The organism is Enterobacter sp. S-33 (genome assembly GCF_028735835.1).
GTDB classification, from domain to species: Bacteria; Pseudomonadota; Gammaproteobacteria; order Enterobacterales; family Enterobacteriaceae; genus Enterobacter; species Enterobacter vonholyi.
In genome coordinates, this window is sequence record NZ_CP117838.1 from 1,116,599 (window position 1) to 1,136,365 (window position 19,767).

General features: G+C 54.2%; 20 protein-coding genes and 1 tRNA gene. 10 read left to right on the plus strand and 11 right to left on the minus strand.

Annotation, left to right across the window (positions count from 1 at the left end; all coding sequences use genetic code 11):
- Positions 1-109 precede the first annotated feature (109 nt).
- From PUP35_RS05180 to ppiB, 3 genes are all read right to left on the minus strand, one after another.
- Entirely contained in the window at positions 110-319 is a 210-nt protein-coding gene (locus PUP35_RS05180; protein ID WP_111963370.1) for a YdgH/BhsA/McbA-like domain containing protein, read from the minus strand.
- Between the two features lie 138 nt (positions 320-457).
- A complete protein-coding gene (gene lpxH, locus PUP35_RS05185) occupies positions 458-1,180 on the minus strand; it encodes a UDP-2,3-diacylglucosamine diphosphatase (RefSeq protein ID WP_127729838.1) in 723 nt (240 codons plus the stop codon).
- 3 nt (positions 1,181-1,183) lie between these two features.
- A complete protein-coding gene (ppiB, locus tag PUP35_RS05190) occupies positions 1,184-1,678 on the minus strand; it encodes a peptidylprolyl isomerase B (protein ID WP_111963369.1) in 495 nt (164 codons plus the stop codon).
- 174 nt (positions 1,679-1,852) lie between these two features.
- Here ppiB and cysS point away from each other — a divergent pair, with 174 nt between their 5' ends.
- The gene (gene cysS / locus PUP35_RS05195) at positions 1,853-3,238 is read left to right on the plus strand and encodes a cysteine--tRNA ligase (protein WP_127729843.1); all 1,386 of its coding nucleotides are present in this window, start codon (positions 1,853-1,855) and stop codon (positions 3,236-3,238) included.
- An 86-nt stretch (positions 3,239-3,324) separates the two neighbouring features.
- On the opposite strand, the gene PUP35_RS05200 is transcribed toward cysS, so the two are convergent.
- The 5 genes from PUP35_RS05200 to folD all read right to left on the minus strand — a co-directional run bounded on the left by PUP35_RS05200 (position 3,325) and on the right by folD (position 7,834).
- Positions 3,325-3,846, minus strand: coding sequence for a metal-dependent hydrolase (locus PUP35_RS05200; RefSeq protein ID WP_127729846.1), 522 nt, complete (start codon positions 3,844-3,846; stop codon positions 3,325-3,327).
- A 73-nt stretch (positions 3,847-3,919) separates the two neighbouring features.
- Entirely contained in the window at positions 3,920-4,936 is a 1,017-nt protein-coding gene (gene malI / locus PUP35_RS05205; RefSeq protein WP_274242251.1) for a Mal regulon transcriptional regulator MalI, read from the minus strand.
- Between the two features lie 83 nt (positions 4,937-5,019).
- The gene (locus PUP35_RS05210; RefSeq protein ID WP_024906880.1) at positions 5,020-6,519 is read right to left on the minus strand and encodes a PTS transporter subunit EIIC; all 1,500 of its coding nucleotides are present in this window, start codon (positions 6,517-6,519) and stop codon (positions 5,020-5,022) included.
- 234 nt (positions 6,520-6,753) lie between these two features.
- Entirely contained in the window at positions 6,754-6,966 is a 213-nt protein-coding gene (gene ybcJ / locus PUP35_RS05215; protein ID WP_023334767.1) for a ribosome-associated protein YbcJ, read from the minus strand.
- A 1-nt stretch (position 6,967) separates the two neighbouring features.
- A complete protein-coding gene (folD, locus tag PUP35_RS05220) occupies positions 6,968-7,834 on the minus strand; it encodes a bifunctional methylenetetrahydrofolate dehydrogenase/methenyltetrahydrofolate cyclohydrolase FolD (protein ID WP_008499332.1) in 867 nt (288 codons plus the stop codon).
- A gap of 310 nt (positions 7,835-8,144) precedes the next feature.
- On the opposite strand from folD, the gene fimA reads away from it, so the two are divergent.
- The 6 genes from fimA to sfmF all read left to right on the plus strand — a co-directional run bounded on the left by fimA (position 8,145) and on the right by sfmF (position 14,156).
- Positions 8,145-8,708, plus strand: a complete 564-nt coding sequence (gene fimA, locus PUP35_RS05225; protein WP_023310641.1) for a type 1 fimbrial major subunit FimA — start codon at positions 8,145-8,147, stop codon at positions 8,706-8,708.
- Between the two features lie 68 nt (positions 8,709-8,776).
- Complete coding sequence (gene fimI, locus PUP35_RS05230; RefSeq protein WP_111963365.1) at positions 8,777-9,322, plus strand: type 1 fimbrial protein subunit FimI; 546 nt, start codon at positions 8,777-8,779, stop codon at positions 9,320-9,322.
- A 34-nt stretch (positions 9,323-9,356) separates the two neighbouring features.
- Entirely contained in the window at positions 9,357-10,049 is a 693-nt protein-coding gene (gene fimC, locus PUP35_RS05235) for a type 1 fimbria chaperone FimC (protein WP_115874399.1), read from the plus strand.
- A gap of 14 nt (positions 10,050-10,063) precedes the next feature.
- On the plus strand, positions 10,064-12,625 hold the full coding sequence (locus PUP35_RS05240; RefSeq protein WP_143344780.1) for a fimbrial biogenesis usher protein: 2,562 nt from the start codon (positions 10,064-10,066) through the stop codon (positions 12,623-12,625).
- Positions 12,618-13,625 carry a type 1 fimbria D-mannose specific adhesin FimH gene (gene fimH / locus PUP35_RS05245; protein ID WP_115874401.1) on the plus strand — a complete coding sequence of 336 codons (1,008 nt, stop codon included), beginning with the start codon at positions 12,618-12,620 and terminating at the stop codon, positions 13,623-13,625. Before PUP35_RS05240 ends, fimH begins: the two co-directional genes overlap by 8 nt.
- Before the next feature lie 9 nt (positions 13,626-13,634).
- The gene (sfmF, locus tag PUP35_RS05250; RefSeq protein WP_115874402.1) at positions 13,635-14,156 is read left to right on the plus strand and encodes a fimbria assembly protein; all 522 of its coding nucleotides are present in this window, start codon (positions 13,635-13,637) and stop codon (positions 14,154-14,156) included.
- A gap of 51 nt (positions 14,157-14,207) precedes the next feature.
- Here sfmF and fimZ read toward each other — a convergent pair whose 3' ends face one another.
- From fimZ to PUP35_RS05265, 3 genes are all read right to left on the minus strand, one after another.
- A complete protein-coding gene (gene fimZ, locus PUP35_RS05255) occupies positions 14,208-14,840 on the minus strand; it encodes a fimbria biosynthesis transcriptional regulator FimZ (RefSeq protein WP_008499339.1) in 633 nt (210 codons plus the stop codon).
- 799 nt (positions 14,841-15,639) lie between these two features.
- On the minus strand, positions 15,640-16,368 hold the full coding sequence (locus PUP35_RS05260) for a helix-turn-helix transcriptional regulator (RefSeq protein ID WP_274242252.1): 729 nt from the start codon (positions 16,366-16,368) through the stop codon (positions 15,640-15,642).
- A gap of 24 nt (positions 16,369-16,392) precedes the next feature.
- Positions 16,393-17,091, minus strand: coding sequence for an EAL domain-containing protein (locus PUP35_RS05265; RefSeq protein ID WP_274242253.1), 699 nt, complete (start codon positions 17,089-17,091; stop codon positions 16,393-16,395).
- A gap of 278 nt (positions 17,092-17,369) precedes the next feature.
- On the opposite strand from PUP35_RS05265, the gene PUP35_RS05270 reads away from it, so the two are divergent.
- From PUP35_RS05270 to PUP35_RS05280, 3 genes are all read left to right on the plus strand, one after another.
- Positions 17,370-17,446, plus strand: a tRNA-Arg gene (locus tag PUP35_RS05270).
- Between the two features lie 102 nt (positions 17,447-17,548).
- Complete coding sequence (locus tag PUP35_RS05275) at positions 17,549-18,379, plus strand: CPBP family intramembrane glutamic endopeptidase (RefSeq protein WP_274242254.1); 831 nt, start codon at positions 17,549-17,551, stop codon at positions 18,377-18,379.
- Between the two features lie 354 nt (positions 18,380-18,733).
- Positions 18,734-19,750, plus strand: coding sequence for an iron ABC transporter substrate-binding protein (locus tag PUP35_RS05280; RefSeq protein WP_133293927.1), 1,017 nt, complete (start codon positions 18,734-18,736; stop codon positions 19,748-19,750).
- The last annotated feature ends 17 nt before the right edge of the window (positions 19,751-19,767 follow it).

Consider the following 19,767-nt stretch of genomic DNA (forward strand, 5'->3'; position numbering starts at 1 on the left):
ATACGGGCAAGGAAAACGGTTGCGCGGTTAAATCTTGAGCCGTTGTTGCCGTCAATTCATAACAAAACAGACCGCATTCTGGCGGTCTGTTTTCGTCGATGGGCAATCATTATTTCGTCAGTTCTGCGGTCATATAGACGCGGTTGTCGACCTTCGCGCTGGTGATTTTGTAAGACGCACCCTGTTCAGCAGCCTGTGCAGCGATTTTCGCTTCTGCGCGGTCAAGGGTAGAGGCAGTTGCGCTCACGCTTTGAGCGAAAGAACCGAAAGAAGCCAGAGAAAGAGCAGCAACTGCAACGAAAGTTTTGATGGATTTCATGGTCGTATTCCTTAAGTATTTTGTTTGGGATAGGGTGTTTTGCCCTGATGTGATAAATAGTAGACCGACCATGGACTGATTAAAATCGAAACAATTTGCCAATATTGTTCAAAAAAATAGAATGAATTTTGAGGGGGATTAAAACGGGAAAGCGATCAGCTCGACGCCCTCTGGCGTGACTTTGACCATGGAGCCTTCGGTGTGCCAGGCACCCAACACCACGCGATGGGCCGGTTCGCCGTTGGCGATAAGGGAATGGACGTCTGGACGATGGGTATGACCGTGTATCAACCACTGAACGCCATGCTTTTCCATCACGCTCACCACGGCCTGCGGATTCACGTCCATGATGGTCATGGATTTGCTGCTGTTGGCGGCTTTGCTGCCCGCACGCATTCTGGCGGCGATACGGTTGCGGATAAACAGCGGCAGGGCAAGGAACACCTTCTGGATCCACGGGGTGTGGACCTTGGCGCGAAACGCCAGGTAGCCGGTATCGTCGGTGCAGAGCGTGTCGCCGTGCATGATCAGGACCTTGCGGCCATAGAGATCGAGCACCCGTTCTTCCGGCAGCAGCGTCATGCCGCTTTCGCGGGCGTAGCGCTTGCCGATCAGAAAATCACGGTTGCCGTGAATGAAGTAGCAGGGGACACCGGAATCTACCAGCGCGTGAATGGCGGCGGCCATTTCACGGTGCAGCGGGTTAGGGTCGTCGTCGCCAATCCAGGCTTCAAACAGGTCGCCCAGGATGTACAGCGCATCGGCGCTTTTCGCTTCACCGCGTAAAAAACGCAGAAAACCGGCGGTAATCGCCGGTTCTTCTGTTTGCAGATGCAGATCTGCAATAAAGAGTGTCGCCACCAATTACTCGCTGACGGTCACGCTTGTAATCACAACGTCTTCTTTAGGAACGTCCTGGTGCATACCGCTGCGGCCAGTAGCGACGGCTTTGATCTTGTCAACCACGTCCATACCTTCAACCACTTCTGCGAATACGCAGTAGCCCCAACCCTGCAGGCTTTCGCCGGAGAAGTTCAGGAAGTCGTTGTCAGCCACGTTAATGAAGAACTGCGCGGTAGCAGAGTGAGGTGCCTGAGTACGCGCCATCGCCAGCGTGCCACGGGTGTTTTTCAGGCCGTTGTTCGCTTCGTTTTTGATCGCTTCTTTGGTGGCTTTCTGGTTCATGCCAGGTTCGAAACCGCCGCCCTGGATCATAAAACCGTTGATCACGCGGTGGAAAATGGTGTTGTTGTAGAAACCTTCGCGGCAGTAGTCCAGGAAGTTTTTAACTGTTTCAGGCGCTTTGTCATCAAAGGTTTTGATTACGATATCGCCATGATTAGTGTGGAAAGTAACCATTTTTGCATCCTGTTCCGTTATTGTGGTACGTCGACCCGCCTTCGGGTCATCTATAGGGGCTTGTTATAGCATAACCACAGGATGCGATCACCTTGCATTGTGTGCTGCTTCGGGTTTGAATTACGGGTAGAATAGCCGGTTTTCAACCACACACGTGTTTACATGGAATCTTCGATGTTAAAAATCTTTAATACAATGACGCGCCAAAAAGAGGAATTTAAACCTATCCATGCCGGGGAAGTTGGCATGTACGTGTGTGGTATTACGGTTTACGATCTCTGTCATATTGGCCATGGCCGTACCTTTGTCGCCTTCGACGTGGTGTCTCGCTACCTGCGTTTTCTGGGGTACAACCTGAAATACGTGCGCAACATCACCGACATCGACGATAAGATCATCAAGCGCGCCAATGAAAACGGCGAAAGCTTTGTCGCGCTGGTGGATCGCATGATCGCTGAGATGCACAAAGACTTCGACGCCCTGAATATTCTGCGTCCGGACAGCGAGCCGCGCGCGACCCACCATATTCACGAAATCATCGAGATCACCGAAAAGCTGATCGCCCGCGGTCATGCCTACGTTGCGGACAACGGCGACGTCATGTTCTCCGTGCCGACGGACCCCACCTACGGTGCGCTTTCCCGTCAGGATCTGGATCAGCTCCAGGCCGGTGCCCGCGTTGACGTGGTTGACGTGAAGCGTAACCCGATGGACTTCGTGCTGTGGAAGATGTCCAAAGAGGGTGAACCAAGCTGGCCATCCCCGTGGGGCGAAGGCCGTCCGGGCTGGCACATTGAATGTTCCGCGATGAACTGCAAACAGCTGGGCAAACACTTCGACATTCACGGCGGCGGCTCAGACCTGATGTTCCCGCACCACGAAAACGAAATCGCGCAGTCCACCTGCGCCCACGGCGGCGAGTACGTGAACTACTGGATGCACTCCGGGATGGTTATGGTTGACCGCGAGAAGATGTCGAAATCGCTGGGTAACTTCTTCACCGTGCGCGACGTGCTGAAGTACTACGACGCGGAAACCGTTCGCTACTTCCTGATGTCCGGCCACTATCGCAGCCAGCTGAACTACAGCGAAGAGAACCTGAAACAGGCGCGCTCGGCTCTGGAGCGCCTGTATACCGCGCTGCGCGGTACCGACAGGTCTGTTCCTGCTGCAGGCGGCGAAGCGTTCGAAGCTCGCTTCGTTGAGGTGATGAACGACGACTTCAACACACCGGAAGCCTACTCCGTGCTGTTCGACATGGCGCGCGAAGTGAACCGCCTGAAGTCAGAAGATGTGGCGGCCGCGAATGCGCTGGCGTCCCATCTGCGTAAGCTCTCTTCCGTGCTTGGCCTGCTGGAGCAGGAGCCGGACGCGTTCCTGCAGAGCGGTGCGCAGGCAGATGACGGTGAAGTGGCGGAAATTGAAGCGTTGATCAAGGCGCGTCTGGAAGCGCGTCAGGCGAAAGACTGGGCGGCGGCAGATGCGGCTCGCAACCGTCTGACCGAGATGGGCATCATCCTGGAAGACGGCCCGCAGGGAACCACCTGGCGCCGTAAGTAAGTCTGTAACGCCCGGAGGCGCTCACGCTTGCCGGGCCTACAGGCAAAAGTAGGCCGGGTAAGGCGCAGCCGCCACCCGGCTTTTTTTTACCTTCTTTTCCACCACAACATTCCCATCAGCACCACCCCCGGCAGCCACACCCACAGCAGTTCCGAGATAATGACCTCATGCCCGTACGGCGTGGTATAGCGCGACAGCGCAAACGGCGCCACCTTAATCATCTGCCAAGGCGCAAAGAAACGTTCATCTGACCACGGCCACAGCCAGCCGACGCCTTTCCCGCCCGTGGTAATCGAATCCAGCAGGCTGTGCGACAGCAGTGACACGGTTAAAAACAGCCAGCATCGCGTCAGGCTGGTCCTGAACCATCGTCGTCCAGTCAGCACGCAAAGTATCGGCACCACGAAGGCAAACAGCAGGGAGTGGGTAAAGCCGCGGTGGCCGAAAACATTGCCGTACGCGACGCCAAATTTAAATGCCAGCACGTCGGCATCCGGAAGCATGGCGAGGATAATCCCGGCAAACAGCAGGCGGGGAGGAATCACTTTGGTTCCCAGGCCTAAGCCCAGGCAAAGCGGAACAGCAGCGTGCGTAATAACGGTAGGCATTGTAATTATCCATGGCAAATCATGGAAATATAGCAGTCATCCCGCGCTAAAAAACCTGTGCGAAATTCTGAATTTACGCCGACTCGCGAGCGATAAGCTGCCCGGAGAGCGTAATACGCTGGGTTTGCAGCGTCGGCTCCTTCAGCGTGCGGATAATCAGCCCGGCCGCCTGACGCCCCGTCTCTTCGCTGGCGGACGAGACGTAGGTAAACGAGGGTGAGGTGAGGTTAACGTGGAGCATATCTTCGAAACCGACCAGCGCGACCTGCTGCGTCAGAAAGACATCTTTACCCACCGTACGCCCGACCTGATGAATACCGGAGATGGAGCCGATCATGGCATCCGGCGAGTGGCAGAGCAGGGCGGTGATGGTATTGTTTTTTTCCAGCAGCTGGCGGGTGGCGAAACCCGCGGCCAGCGTGTCATCGCTGCAGGCCGGAGAGTATTCATCGCGCCAGACCAGCCCGTTTTGCGCCATCGCGCTGCGAAAACCGAGCAGGCGCTGTGCGCGGATAAGGCAGCCTTCGCGTCCGCCAATGTAGGCAATATTGCGGTGACCGCGCTCGATAAGATAACGCACCGCCAGACTGGCCGCCTGTCGGTTATCGCGCATCACCAGATTGCATTTTTCATCCAGCAGCGACTGCGAGACCACCACCAGCGGCAGCGGGCAGCGGCGAATCTGTTCCGGCAGGGTAGACGTGCGGGTATCCGAGGCCAGATAGATAACTCCGGCGACGCCCTGCTGCTTAAACGACAGCAGGCAGCGCTCAAGATGGTCATGGTCGTTCTGGGGCTGACCGAGAAAAACCATATACCCCTGTTTTTCGAGATCCTGAACGATGCTCGCCATCACCTTGATGGAGAAACTGTCGCTAAAGTCACGGAGGATCAGGCCAATCAGGTTGGACGTATTGGCGCGGAGGTTGGCAGCGGCAACGTTATGAACATAGCCCAGCGTATTGATGGCAGCGTTGACCTTCTCGATCGTTGCCTCTGAGATTTTCCCTTTCTGGCGCAGCACCAGCGAGACGGTTGAGACCGACACGCCCGCGTGCTTTGCGACATTAATAATGCTGACTTTCTTCAAAACCGCTCCCTGAAATTTACCGATTATCAGCCAGATAAAACACGTCTCCCAGCGTACAGGAGACGTGTCGTTCAGGCATCTTATTATTTGCCGATCATGGTGGACATGGTCTGGGCGATAAACTGTGCTCTGGCACCGAAAATCACCTGAATACCGTTGTCGCCGACAAACACCACGCCGCGCGCGCCGAGTCCGTTCAGACCGTCTTTATCCACCACCTCGCTTTTTGTCACTTCCAGGCGAAGACGGGTGATACAGGCGCCGACGGAGTCGATGTTATGCGCACCGCCCAGCAGGGTGATGATCTCTGTCGCGAGTTCGGAATCCGATTTCTCATCCGCGTTAGCGGTCACTTCAGTGCGGCCCGGCGTTTTCACGTCGAAACGACGGATCACAAAGCGGAACGTGAAGTAATAAATCAGGCCCATTGGAATGCCGATGATAATGGCGCTCAGGAAGTGGGTCTGGTAGCCGTTAAAGGACGGCAGGATCCCGAATGACAGATAGTCAATAAAGCCCGCGGAGAACGACTTGGCGATATGCGCATGCAGCAGGTACATGGTCATGTAGGCCAGGCCCGCCATGATGGCGTTAAAGACGTACAGGATCGGCGCCACGAAGATAAAGGTAAACTCAACCGGTTCGGTGATCCCCGTCAGGAAGCAGGTCAGCGCCGCGGAGAACAGAATACCGGCCGCGATTTTCTTATTCTTCGTATGGGCTTCGTGATACATCGCCAGGCATGCCGCAGGCAGCGCGAACAGCATCAGCGGGAATTCACCCTGCATGAACTTACCAGCGTTCTGGTAGGTGTCGCTGCTGAAGGATTTCACCCCTTCTTCCAGCATCTTGAACCAGATGGTCTGGTCGCCGTGGATCACCTGGCCTGCCTGGGTGGTGTAATCCCCAAACGAATACCAGAAGGACGGATACCAGATATGGTGCAGACCTAGCGGGATCAGCGCGCGCTCTACCAGACCGAAGATAAAGGTCGACGCCGCCTGATTATCACCGTTCACCACCACGGAGAGCGCGTCGATACCGGCCTGAATATGCTGCCAGACGTATGGCAGCAGCAGCCCCATCAGGAACGAGAGGAACGCCGTTGCAATCGCCACGAAGCGCTTGCCGGAGAAGAAGCCGAGGAACTCCGGCAGCTGCATGGTGTGGAAGCGGTTATAGCACCAGGCCGCGAGAATACCGCAGATTAGGCCGCCGAAGACGCCCATCTGCAGCGTCGGAATGCCCACCACCATGGCGTATTTCCCGCCCTGAGAGGCCATTTCCGGCGTGATGCTCAGCACGGTGCTGATGGTGATATTCGTGACAAACACCGATACCGCCGCAGACAGCGCCGCGATGCCGGATTCTGACGCCAGACCCACGGCGGAGCCAATGGCAAACAGCATCGGCAGGTTATCAAAAATAACCCCGCCCGCGTTCATCATCAGCGGCAGGTGGAACTTATCGCCGAAGGCCAGCAGCAGGCCCGCAGCGGGGAGCAGTGAAATTGGCAGCATTAAGGCGCGACCAATCATCGATAACTTAGACAGCGATTTAACAAACCCTGATATCAGACTCATGCTGATTTCCCCCGAGTAGCGCTTTTTTTGCGCTGTTATTGTAAGTAGAACGTTTTAGTAGAACGTTCTACTTATCGTGGGCAAAGAGTGAAAAACGCGCAACTGAATTTTCACTTTTCAACAGATGAAATAGTGATTATTTGAAGTGGATCGATAAATAACCGCGATGGGTGTGAGGGGATTTTATATCCCCTCTCCCTGTGGGAGAGGGTTAGGGTGAGGGCATCAAACGGCTCAGGCCGTAACGGTTACGCTCTGTCCTTCAAAGCTCACGGTCTGGCCCGCGACAATCTTGCAGCGCTTGCGCGTTTCTACCACGCCGTCGACTTTTACCAGCCCGTCGGCGATAACGATTTTCGCCTGTGCGCCGCTTTCGCTCCAGCCTTCCAGCTTGAGCAGGTCGCACAGCTCAACGTGCGGGTGTTTACCTAATGAAAAAGTCGCCATCTTACGCGTCCTCTACGTCGTGATATTCTTCGCACGCCTGCAGCGTATTCTGAATCAGCGTTGCTACGGTCATCGGGCCTACGCCGCCCGGTACTGGGGTAATGTAAGAGGCGCGCGCGGCGGCATCTTCATACACCACGTCGCCGACCACTTTGCCGTTTTCCAGACGGTTAATTCCGACGTCCACGACAATCGCGCCCTCTTTGATCCACTCGCCCGGAATAAAGCCCGGCTTGCCGACCGCGACGATCAGCAGATCGGCGTTCTCGACGTGGTGACGCAGGTTTTTGGTGAAGCGGTGGGTGACGGTGGTGGTGCAGCCGGCCAGCAGCAGCTCCATGCTCATCGGACGGCCCACGATGTTGGACGCGCCGATGACCACGGCATTCAGACCGTAGGTGTCGATATTATAACGCTCAAGCAGCGTCACGATACCGCGCGGCGTGCACGGGCGCAGACGCGGCGCACGCTGGCACAGGCGGCCAACGTTGTACGGGTGGAAACCGTCCACGTCTTTATCCGGTGCGATACGCTCCAGCACCTTCACGTTGTCGATACCGGCGGGTAGCGGCAGCTGAACCAGAATACCGTCGATTTCTTTATCGGCGTTCAGGGTGTCAATAAGTTCCAGCAGTTCTGCTTCGCTGGTGGTTTCCGGCAAATCGTAAGAGCGGGAGACGAAGCCCACTTCTTCACACGCTTTGCGCTTGCTGCCGACATAAATTTGCGATGCCGGGTTGCTGCCAACCAGCACAACGGCCAGCCCGGGGGCGCGTTTTCCGGCAGCTTTACGCGCCTTCACTTTTTCCGCGACCTCAGAGCGCACCTGCTGCGCAATCGTTTTACCGTCAATAATCTTTGCTGCCATCAGAGAGAAGATTCCGTCTGTAACGTTTGAAAGGGGGGATGGCGTGTATTTTGTCAGAAGCGAGCGTCGCTGTCAGTCACCCTTTACGCGTTTTTATCAGCGTGACGCAAAAACCCTTCTTAAGGGATGGTCAATTTCTTAGGCGGGATTAGGATGTGACCTGGCGAAATGGCAGCGTTTTGACATATTTAAAAACCGTGTACTGAGCTACTTTGTCTCCTCCGAAATAAGCTTTCAATTCATCAATTGAACGTATTTCTTATTCCCGATTATTCGCGGGAAGGGTTATTTACATTTTAAAGGAATAGACATGAAACTCAGCAACATTGCTTCTACTGTTATTGCAACTTTGGCCCTGGTTGCGGGTGCCGCAAATGCAGCGGATCCTGCTGCGCCGGTTTCCGTAAATGGCGGTACCGTACATTTTAAAGGTGAGCTGGTTAATGCTGCTTGTTCAGTAAATACTGATTCTTCCGAGCAGACCGTTAATCTGGGTCAGTATCGTACCGCGAAATTCACCAAAGTGGGCGACACCACCTCTAATATCCCATTCAACATTGAACTGAACGATTGCGATCCGCTGGTTGCCAAAACTGCAGCCGTTGCGTTCACCGGTCAGATCGACCCAACCGACAAAACCCTGCTGGCCGTCACCTCCGGTAACAACGACAACACCGCGAAAGGCGTGGGTATCGAGATCCTCGACAGCAAATCCAGCGTTCTGACCCCGGACGGCGCGACCTTCTCTGCTGCGCAGACGCTGATCGAAGGGACGAACACCCTGAAGTTCACCGCGCGTTACAAATCAACGGCTGCCACCACTGAGCCAGGCCAGGCGAACGCTGACGCCACCTTCGTAATGAAATACGAGTAATTCCTCCGCACAGGGATGTTCAGGCCTCAGGGACGAGGCCCGTCATACGCTAATGCCAGGAACGAAGGATGACAAGGACTGGAACACTACTGCTGTTAACCCTTGCGATGGCTTGCCCGGCATCAGCGCATACCGTGGTGATCGAAGGCGGCAAGGTTCATCTCAGAGGTGAACTGGTGAACGGCGGCTGCGCCGTGGCGCCCGACAGCCAGAATATGCGCATCGACATGGGCCAGTACCGAACCAATTCATTTTCCGGTGTGGGCAGTTTTTCCACGGTGAATGTGCCTTTCACCGTACGGCTGCTGGACTGCAGCGTTGATGTTTCGCGCACCGTGGGGATCCAGTTTCAGGGCGTCACGCCCGCAGAGGATCCGCAGGTCTTTCTGGCGACATCGCGGCCGGGTGAAACATCCGTCAGCAGCGGCGTCGGGCTGGCGCTCTTTGACGAACAGCAACGTCAGATAATCCCAAACGCTACGGCCGTCAGCTGGCTGCCTGTCGATACCCGCGAGCTCGCGTTCCATTTTAGCGCCCGCTATCGGGCTATTTCCGAACATCTCGAGCCAGGCAAAATTCAGTCGGATGTCTGGTTTACGTTGATTTATCCGTAACACCTGCGAACACATTATTAAAGGTACGGTTGTGATGAATACCCTAATTAAACCAGGACTTTTTTTATCGTTTATTTTGATGATGGTTTCTGCATGCGCAAATGCATCCGGCGGTATTGCACTGGGGGCCACGCGCGTTATTTATCCGGCAGAGGCGAAGCAAACGTCGCTGGCGATCACCAACAGCAACAAACAGGAACGTTATTTAATTAACGCGTGGATCGAAAATGCGAGCGGGCAAAAAGAAAAAACGTTTGCCGTCACTCCGCCCCTGTTTGTTAGCGAGCCGAACAGCGAAAACACGCTGCGTATTATTTACGCCGGGCCGGCGCTGCCTGCCGATCGCGAATCGCTCTTTTACATGAACGTGAAGGCGATCCCGTCGGTGAACAAAGCGAAAACGGAAAACAATAACGTGCTGCAGCTGGCTATCCTTTCACGCATCAAGCTGTTTGTGCGCCCGAACAACCTGGCGATGCAGCCGGAAGAGGCGCTTTCCCAGCTGCGGTTTGAGCGCGCGGGCAACCATCTCAAAGTCAGCAACGCGTCGCCGTATTACATCACGCTCGTTAATCTGAAGCTGGGCGGGCAGACGCTGGACAACCTGATGGTTGCGCCGAAAAGTTCGTCTCAGCAGGTGCTGCCAGCCGGTGCCAGCGGTACGCTTTCCTGGCAGAGCGTGAATGACTACGGTGCCATCACCCCGGCGCGTAGCGTCAACCTGTGAGCAGAGTCAGGGCGATGAAAAACCACCAGGGACGTTACTGCCCGGTTGCGCTGGCGCTGATGGCTGCGCTCTGGCCGCAGGCTGGCTGGAGCGAAAGTTATTTCAACCCGGCCTTTTTGTCCGACGATACCGCCAGCGTGGCGGATTTGTCGCGTTTTGAACAGGGACACCAGCAGGCACCCGGCGTTTATCGCGTGGATATCTGGCGTAACGATGAGTTTATCGGTACCCAGGACGTGCGTTTTGAGCAGGCAGAGAACACGCCGCCGGTGGCGGGCGGTTTGTCGGCGTGCATTACGCGCGCGATGCTCGATCGCTTTGGCGTCAACGTCGCGGCGTTTCCCGAGCTGGCGAAGGTGCAGGGCGAGACCTGCGTTCCGCTGACCACGGCTATACCCGGCAGCGAAACGGTATTCAACTTTGCCTCGCAGCGTCTGGACGTCAGCCTGCCGCAGGTGGCGTTGCAAAACAGCGCCCGGGGCTATATTCCGCCTGAACAATGGGATGAAGGTATCCCCGCCGCACTGGTGAACTACAGCTTCTCCGGTAACCGGGGAAGCGAAGACGACAGCTATTACCTCAACCTGCAAAGCGGATTGAACTATGGCGCCTGGCGTTTACGTAACAACGGCGCATGGCGGTACACGGAGAATAACGGGCAGCGGCACAGCGAGTGGCAGAATATTGGCACCTGGGCGCAGCGCACCGTCATCCCGCTGAAAAGTGAACTGGTGCTGGGCGACAGCAATACCGGGAATGACGTCTTCGACAGCATGGGTTTTCGCGGCGGGCGGCTTTTCTCGTCTGACAGCATGTACCCGGACAGCCTGCAGGGCTACGCGCCGACCGTGCGCGGGATCGCCCGTACGCCCGCCAAAGTGGTCGTTCGACAGAATGGCTACGTTATCTATCAAAGCTATGTGCAGCCGGGCGCATTTGCCATCACCGACCTTAACCCCACCTCCTCAAGCGGTGACCTGGAAGTCACGGTCGAAGAGAAAGACGGCACCCAGCAGCGCTATACCGTGCCGTACTCCACCGTGCCGCTTCTGCAGCGTGAAGGGCGCTGGAAGTATGACCTCGTGGCGGGGGATTACCGCAGCGGTAACAGCGATCAGGATACGCCATTCTTCACCCAGGGAACCCTGATTACCGGTCTCGCCAACGGTTACACGCTCTACGGCGGAACTCAGCTGGCATCGCGCTATACCGCGGTGGCCGTCGGGGCCGGAAAAAACCTGGGCGACTGGGGCGCGGTCTCGCTCGATATCACCCACGCCCGCAGCCAGCTCGCGGACGACAGCAAGCATGAAGGGCAGTCTCTGCGCTTCCTCTACGCGAAATCCCTTAACGGCTTCGGCACCAACTTCCAGCTGCTGGGCTACCGCTACTCCACAAAAGGGTTTTACACCCTTGACGATGTGGCCTGGCGCTCAATGGAGGGCTATCAGTATGCCGATAGCAAGAACGATAACGATGTGCCGGACGTGCAGAGTTATCACAACCTGACGTGGAATAAAAAAGGCCGCTTCCAGCTCAACGTTTCTCAGTCGCTGGGGGACTATGGCTCGGTCTATATCTCCGGTAGCGAGCAGACCTACTGGGGAACAGACGAGACGAATCTCTGGTACCAGCTGGGCTACGCGGGAGGCATGAAGGGGATCAACTACTCCGTCTCGTGGTCGTGGAACAAATCCGTCGGGATCGACGGCACCGACCGCATCGCGTCGTTTAACGTCTCCGTGCCGTTCAGTATCTTTACCCGTCAGGGCTATCGCCGGGACAGCGCGATTGACCGCGCCTACGCTACGGCATCCGCCAGCCGGAACAGCGATGGCGATACAAGCTGGCAAACCGGCGTCAGCGGCACGCTGCTGGAAGACCGCAACCTGAACTACAGCGTGACCCAGGGACACACCAGCACCAACGGCTCAAGCGGAAGCGCCAGCGCCAACTGGCAGGCGACCTACGGCACGTTGGGCGTCGGCTACAACTACAGCGACGATCAGCACGATCTCAACTGGCAGCTCTCCGGCGGGGTGGTCGGCCACGCCGATGGCGTGACCTTCAGCCAGCCGTTGGGGGACACCAACGTGCTGATCAAAGCTCCGGGGGCATCTGGCGTCAGCGTGGAAAACCAGACCGGCGTGAGAACCGACTGGCGTGGTTACGCGGTGATGCCGTATGCCACTGTCTACCGCTACAACCGTGTGGCGCTGGATACCAACACCATGAGCAACAACACCGATATCGAAAACAACGTGAGCAGCGTGGTGCCGACCAAAGGCGCGCTGGTGCGCGCCAGCTTTGATACCCGCATCGGCGTGCGCGCCCTGCTGACGGTGATGCGCGGCAACCAGCCGGTGCCGTTCGGCGCGGTGGTTCGCGAAAACCGAAGCGGCGTGACCAGCATGGTGGGGGATGACGGGCAAATTTACCTGAGCGGGCTGCCGCTGGAAGGCGAACTGCTGATCCAGTGGGGCGACGGGGCGCAGTCCCAGTGTCGCGCGCCTTATAGCTTGCCTGAAAAGAGCCTGCAACAGGCAATCACACTTAAGGGGATCGGCTGTGATTAAAACTCAAATCTTTGCTTTGTCGCTTCTGGCGTTACTGCCCGCGACAAACGCATTAGCGACCGTGTGCGTCAATGAAAAAGGCGTGCCGACGGAAGTGCATTACGATCTGACGGATAAATTCAACAGCTCGAATAACCAGATCGGACAGGTCGTGACGCTCAGCGAGAAGTCGCAGTGGGTAGGGGTCAATGCCGTCTGCCCGAAGGGCACCGTCGGGAATACCACCAAGCGTAGCTATGTGACCGATTATCAGGTAACGGGAACGAGCGATGGCTACCAGTATCTGAAGCTTAACGACTATCTGGACGGGGCCATGAAAATCACGGACAGCTATGCTGGCGTGTTTTATCCGCCTAAAAGCTATATCCAGATGGGGAGCCATCCTAACGTCTCCAAAAACAAACCGTTTGGCGTTCAGGACTCCAGCCTTGTCTTCCGCCTTAAGGTGACCCGGCGTTTTATTAATATGGTCGTTATCCCGCGCGCCACCATGTTCCGCGTCTACGTCACCACCACCTCATCCGATCCGTTAACCACGCCGGTTTATACCATTAGCTACAGCGGAACCATTCAGGTGCCGCAAAGCTGCGCCATTAATGCCGGTAACGTGGTGGAGTTTGATTTCGGCGACATTGGCGCCTCCCTGTTCAGCAAGGCGGGCGTAGGTAACAAACCGGAGGGCGTCTCATCGCAGAGTAAAACCATCGCCATTAAATGCACCAACGTAGAGGCGAACGCCATGCTGACGATGCGCGTCGAGGCGGAAAAAGTCTCTGATAATGTTTTGGTATCGGATAACCCGGATGTGGGATTCATCATTGCTAATCAGAGCGGGGCGCCGCTGACGCCTAACAACCTGACAAGTAAAATTCCGTTCCGCCTTGACGACAGCGCGCAGGCGCAGGTGGGGATCCGGGTCTGGCCGGTGAGCGTGACGGGCAACAAGCCTGCGGAAGGGCGCTTCACCTCGCGCGGGTATTTGCGCGTGGATTACGATTAAGGAGCCGATATGCGAAACGGGATCCGTTTAATCACCGTGGCGCTCTTTGCGCTTTGCACACAGGCCCAGGCGGACACCGCGTTGGGCGAGATCAACATTCGGCTCTACGGCAATATTGTCGATTTTACCTGCGTCGCGGAAGGCAGCGACAGCGACAAGACCGTCACGCTGGGCACCTGGCCCACCAAACAGCTCAGCACCACCGGGAGCCGCACGCAGCCCATGCCGTTTACGCTGAAGCTGACCGGCTGTCCGCCGGGCTCGGCGTCCATCACGTTTTCGGGTAAAGCCGACGGGAGCAATAGCGGCCTGCTGGCGCTGAATGACGCCAGTACTGCAAGTCGTGTCGCGGTAGAGATCAGGGATGCGGATAAAACGCGCCTGGCTCTCCAGCAGGCCAGCCAGCCGGTCTCGGTTGATGCGCAGGGGAATGCGATACTGTCGTTTTATGCTAATTATATTGCCACTGCCGATAACCCTCAGCCCGGACGAGCCGATGCGGATGCCACCTTTATGATTAACTATAATTAGCACTGACCGCACTCCCTGCAGCTCAGATAAGCTGCAGGGAGTGAATTCAGGTTAAAGCAGTTCGTGCGCTTTGGCGTAATCAATTAATTCCACGATGCTTTGCACACCCAGCTTGGAATAAATATTGGATTTATGCGCGCTAATGGTTTTGTTGCTTAATAGTAGCTGTTCTGCAATTTCCTTATTGGATAAACCATTCGCCAGATATCGTAATACCGTGACCTCGCGGTTCGATAATGGCATATCTACTGCCATCCCTTTCCCTGAACCCAAATGGTTTATAAAGTTCAGCGTTTCTGACGGGAAAAAGGAATAGCCCATCAGGATCATTTCTACGGCGTTGTAGATCTCACCCAAATCTTTACGCTTACTGACGAAGCCATTTGCCCCGGCGCGAATGGCGCGACCCGCGTAAAATAACTCTGATTTAGACGAGAGAAACAGAACCTTAATGTCTTTGTTTAAGTTTCTGATTCTCTTAAGCAAAGCGAAAGCATCCGTGCCCGTGAGTTCAATGTCAAGGATCACCAGGTCGATAGGGTGATTGCGGATACAGTCAAGAACTTCATGGCTATCGCCAGACTTGAGCTTGACTGTGATATTCTTATTTTTCTGTAGCAGGACTTCTATCGACATTCTGACGATAGGATGTTCGTCCATAATGATAACGGATGCCGGTTTCATTTTTAATGCCTCAGATTGTTAAAAGCGTTGTGCAGAGTTTGTAAAACTCTCGAAATGCCGGAAGGATATAATGTGCAGATCCCTATACCGTAGTATTTCCCTGGAAAGAGCGAAAGCATCCTTGTTTACGTAATGAAAAGAACTATGCCTCAGCGCGGTCATCTCATTAGGCTGGTGTTGGCAAAAAGGTTTTTCTTATTCAGATTTGATACGCATCTTATTATACAGGGTAAGTTTTTTCCGAAAACCCTGTAAATTAATATCCGCTTATGGGTTTGTATTATCTTCTGGATCTGAATCGCTATTTTTTTAAATTTAGCGGAAATATCCTGTTATCTCATTTACCGCATATTTTCATCTTTATGTAATAACAAAAAATAACAGATATCTCTTTATGTTGATTAATTGTTAACGAAAATACCCATCATTTAGGGGGACTAACCCACGCTGATGAGCTCAACAATTGCCCTCGCAGGCCGCCAGTCCTTCATCTGAAAGCGCGCTGGTTGATTAGAGGGTCCGCATCTCCTGCACAGGAGAACATGCTATCCGCTTTGCTTTTTCCTCCCGGACGTTGTCGCTAAGCTGCTTGTTTTTACATCATTATCATCTTGTTAACGCTATCTGCATTCACTTAACGGATGGAGTAAAGTGCTGCCGTTTGTTCATTCTGTGGCATTTCACAATGTTCGCGTCCTTAAATTAGGAATAGTTATAAATTCGATTTAATTGTTAAAAATTAACATTTATGCAACGCAAGTGGTAAGTAAATTCCTAAACAGCTTTAGGAAATAAGGGGTTAGGACGTGAGTGAAAATGTGCAGTCTGAGAGGTTATTAAGAAGATGTAGCAATTCCTGACGATGGCTCAGCCCCAGCTTCACCAGGATGCAGCTGAGACGATAGATAATACGGCTATAGGGACGATTCTGCATAAGGGCAATCTGACGTAATGTCTTGCCCCGGGAAAGCTCCTGCAGGATGGGCCATTCGTTGCGTGAAAACCAGTCTTTCTCCGTACCCTGCGGAGGGAGGGTATCCAGCAGGCTCTGCTGGAGCGCAGCGGCATTCAGCTGGCGTTCGAGAACATGAAAGGGACCTGCCGCTTTGCAGAAGAGGCGGGTGTCGTAATTATCGGCCCTGACCAACAGCCAGGGCGTCAGGAACGGAGGAAACAGACTATGCCGTCTCAACTGATCCAGTTTCTCCAGAAGCCCCGTGGACCGGCTTTCAATATCCACGACCAGACGGGCTGAGGGCCACTGCGTCTGAGCGATGAGGGCATCTTCCAGCGTGGCGTAGTCGCAGCAGCTGCTCAGGGGAAATTGCCCGTTGAGAAAACCGGTGCGCAGGTAGTGATCCTCAGTCACCAGAAGGATAAAAGGGGCGTCTGTTTTGCGGGGCTGGCTGATGGACTGGCTCAAGAATTCGAGCCGGTCGAAAAAGGGGGGAGCAAAAGGTGAGCGCGTAAATCCCAGTGCATCACTTCCTGTACGCCGCCGCCGGTAACGGCGCACTGTCATTCGCATGGTCTCCCTCCTGGAAATGGCTTTCTAATCCTCCGGCCATGTCCAGGACAGCCAGTAATACCCCTGGCCGAGATCTGCGCCTGCCTGCAGTGCACAGGTACGATCGCGTTCAGTCTCAATACCTTCAATAAGCACTTTCCCGGCAAGCTGAAAGCAAAGGGAAACCAGTTGCCTCAACTCAGGGGTGTCGCGTAAACGCCAGAATGCTTCCTTATCTATTTTGATGCCGCTTAACGGGAGTCGAAAGGATAAAAACGACTGCACTAAGACGTCATCGATGTCGTCCAGCCAGATTGCGTGCCCTCGTCTGCTCAACTGATGGAGATTCTGAACCACTAACTGCTTCTGTGCGACGGAAAGCGCCAAAATGGACGCGGGGTCGACAAACTCAATATTGAGCGGCACGCAGGATAATCTTATAAGTCGCTGAAAAGATGTGGGCTCTGTCAGAACGGTTATCGGCAGATTAATAAAAAGGTTATGACCGTGCGGCGTATTTTTTAACGCGGCAAGCTGCGCTTCAAGCAGCGTTATCGACCAGTCTGCGGACCGATCGCAAAAAAAGTCCTCACTGTGCCGCATGTCGGCCAGAACGCTAAGGACCTCGACGCCAACCTGGCGCAAGGAGGTAAGGGCGACGATGGGCTCAAGCTTAATGCCGACGATGTCCTGAGATATGTACTGTAACCGGGGGGGCGTATCGATCAGGTTTTGCGCTGTCACTCCATTGTCCTGTTGTCTGTCAGCCTCCAGGCGGCCGGGATACCTGACTCTAGTGTGACGAGCTGACGTTCGGGAAAACAGTAGGCGTTACTTAAATGCAACTAAGCCTTTTCGCAGCGCTAAATTTTACGGTGAAACAGGACAAAATGTTGAGAAAATAGCCGTATTTACAATCGGCTAGCGGTAATTGACTCTGAAAACGGAAAAGGCATTGACTCACCTGCCATTGACCGTATAATTCTTCGCGTTTCACCACCGCGAAGTACACACTTCTCAGTGCGCCCTTAGCTCAGTTGGATAGAGCAACGGCCTTCTAAGCCGTAGGTCGTAGGTTCGAATCCTACAGGGCGTGCCATTTAATTTCATAGAGTTACGCCTCCTTCACATCCTCCTGATTTCCATTGTGGGACATATTTGGGACAGCACCCCTAAAATTTACCGGTCATGAAGGACATTTATGTGGTATCTACTCGCAACTTCGCTTGCCGCACTCTCTCTTAATAAAAGCCTGGCTTACCTGATGCTGGGATTAACGGCATTTCTCGGCTGGAAACAGAGTATTCTTGACGCCCCGGCGCTGCTGGTTATTGCATCAATCGTTGTTGGCTGGTCTGTTGTTGAATGGCTACGTAATAAAAATAATAAATACACATATCTGGTCGAAGGCCTGTGCGTGGTCATCGCCGTTGCCCTGGTTTTGCATGTGATCCCGGGTTTTCATAACCCAAAGGTGCTGGATGCTGTCGTCGTTGGTCCGCAAAGCAAACCGTTCAGTATGTACTTTAATATGGACAAGGCGGTGGTGCCGTTCTTTTTAATTACGTGTATGCCAACGTTATTCGTAGCAAAACCCCTCTATAAAGCTGGCAAGGTCGGCTGGGCGATATTGGTTCTTGCGGTACCCGCGCTGTTACTTCTGGCTGTGGCGTTGGGCGGGCTGAGAATTGAGCCACATGCGCCAGAATGGTTCGCGCAATTTGCCCTTGCGAATATTTTCTTCGTCTCTTTGGCCGAGGAAGCCTTGTTCAGAGGCTACCTTCAGCAGCGATTGTCCCGGATCGTTCATCCTGTTGTCGCGCTGTTGATTGCCTCAGTCATCTTTGGGCTGATGCATTATAGCGGCGGTTTACTGCTGATTATTTTTGCCAGCCTCTCAGGCATTATTTACGGCCTGGCGTGGATGTGGAGCGGCAGGCTCTGGGTTGCAACGTTATTCCATTTTGGGCTGAACGGCCTGCATTTATTGTTCTTCACCTATCCTGTGTATGCCCCTCATGCGGTTATGTGATGCTTTTTAAATGAGTAGCCTTATAAATTTAACTACCTCCGGATAAGCATACAAAGCCCCGCAATATCGGGGCTTTTATATCTGCCGGGCGCATGAATAACAGATTTACCTTCGCGTTATAATAAATAGAAGGCTAATTAATTCATTACAGGCAGGCTTAAGGTTTTCTTAATCTAAGAATTATCTCTCATTAAAATTTGGATTTTTATCATTTTAAAATCTGCTAAAAAGAAATTTTACACTTTTACGACTAAACTCGATTGATACTAATTATCATTAGCGTTGTTGTATGCTTTAATCCTGTCCCACAAAGCTATGAGTGGTTACTCCCGTTGGTCTATTAAGGATATGTTCATGAATTCTCGCCTGCTGTCCTGCTTCTCGCTTGCCTTGTTGTCTTCCTCCCTTTTCCTTTCCGCACAAGCGGTTGCCGCCGATAACAACGAAGGTATCGTTGTTTATAACGCGCAGCACGAAAACCTGGTGAAGTCGTGGGTTGACGGTTTTACTAAAGAAACCGGTATTAAAGTCACTCTACGTAATGGTGATGACAGCGAGCTGGGTAACCAGCTGGTGCAGGAGGGCAGCGCGTCGCCGGCAGACGTATTCCTGACGGAGAACTCGCCGTCCATGGTGCTGGTGGATAATGCAAACCTGTTTGCGCCGCTGGATCCAGACACCCTGAAGCAGGTACCGGCGGAATATCGTCCTGCGCACGGCCGCTGGATCGGCATTGCCGCCCGCAGCACGGTATTTGTGTATAACCCGGCAAAACTCAGCGAACAGCAGCTGCCTAAGTCGCTGATGGATCTGGCGAAACCCGAGTGGAAAGGCCGCTGGGCGGCATCTCCTTCAGGCGCGGATTTCCAGGCCATCGTGAGCGCGATGCTGGCCCTGAAGGGCGAGAAGGCCACCCTGGAATGGCTTAAAGCGATGAAAGCCAATTTCGTTGCCTATAAAGGCAACAGCACCGTGATGAAGGCAGTCAATGCCGGCCAGATTGATGGCGGCGTGATTTATCACTACTACCGCTTTGTCGACCAGTCCAAAACCGGTGAAAACAGCAAAAACACTCAGCTCTACTACTTCAAACACCAGGATCCGGGCGCGTTCGTAAGCCTTTCCGGCGGTGGCGTGCTGGCGTCCAGCAAACACAAAGCGCAGGCGCAGGCCTTCATCAAGTACATTACCGGCAAAGAAGGTCAGGAAAGTCTGCGTACCAACAACGCCTTTGAGTATGCAGTGGGCGTGAACGCGGCCTCCAACCCGAAACTGGTTCCGCTGAAAGATCTTGATGCACCGAAAGTTGAACCTTCAACGCTCAACAGTAAAAAAGTTATCGAGCTGATGACGCAAGCCGGTCTGCTGTGATCCTGAGAGTGAAGTGA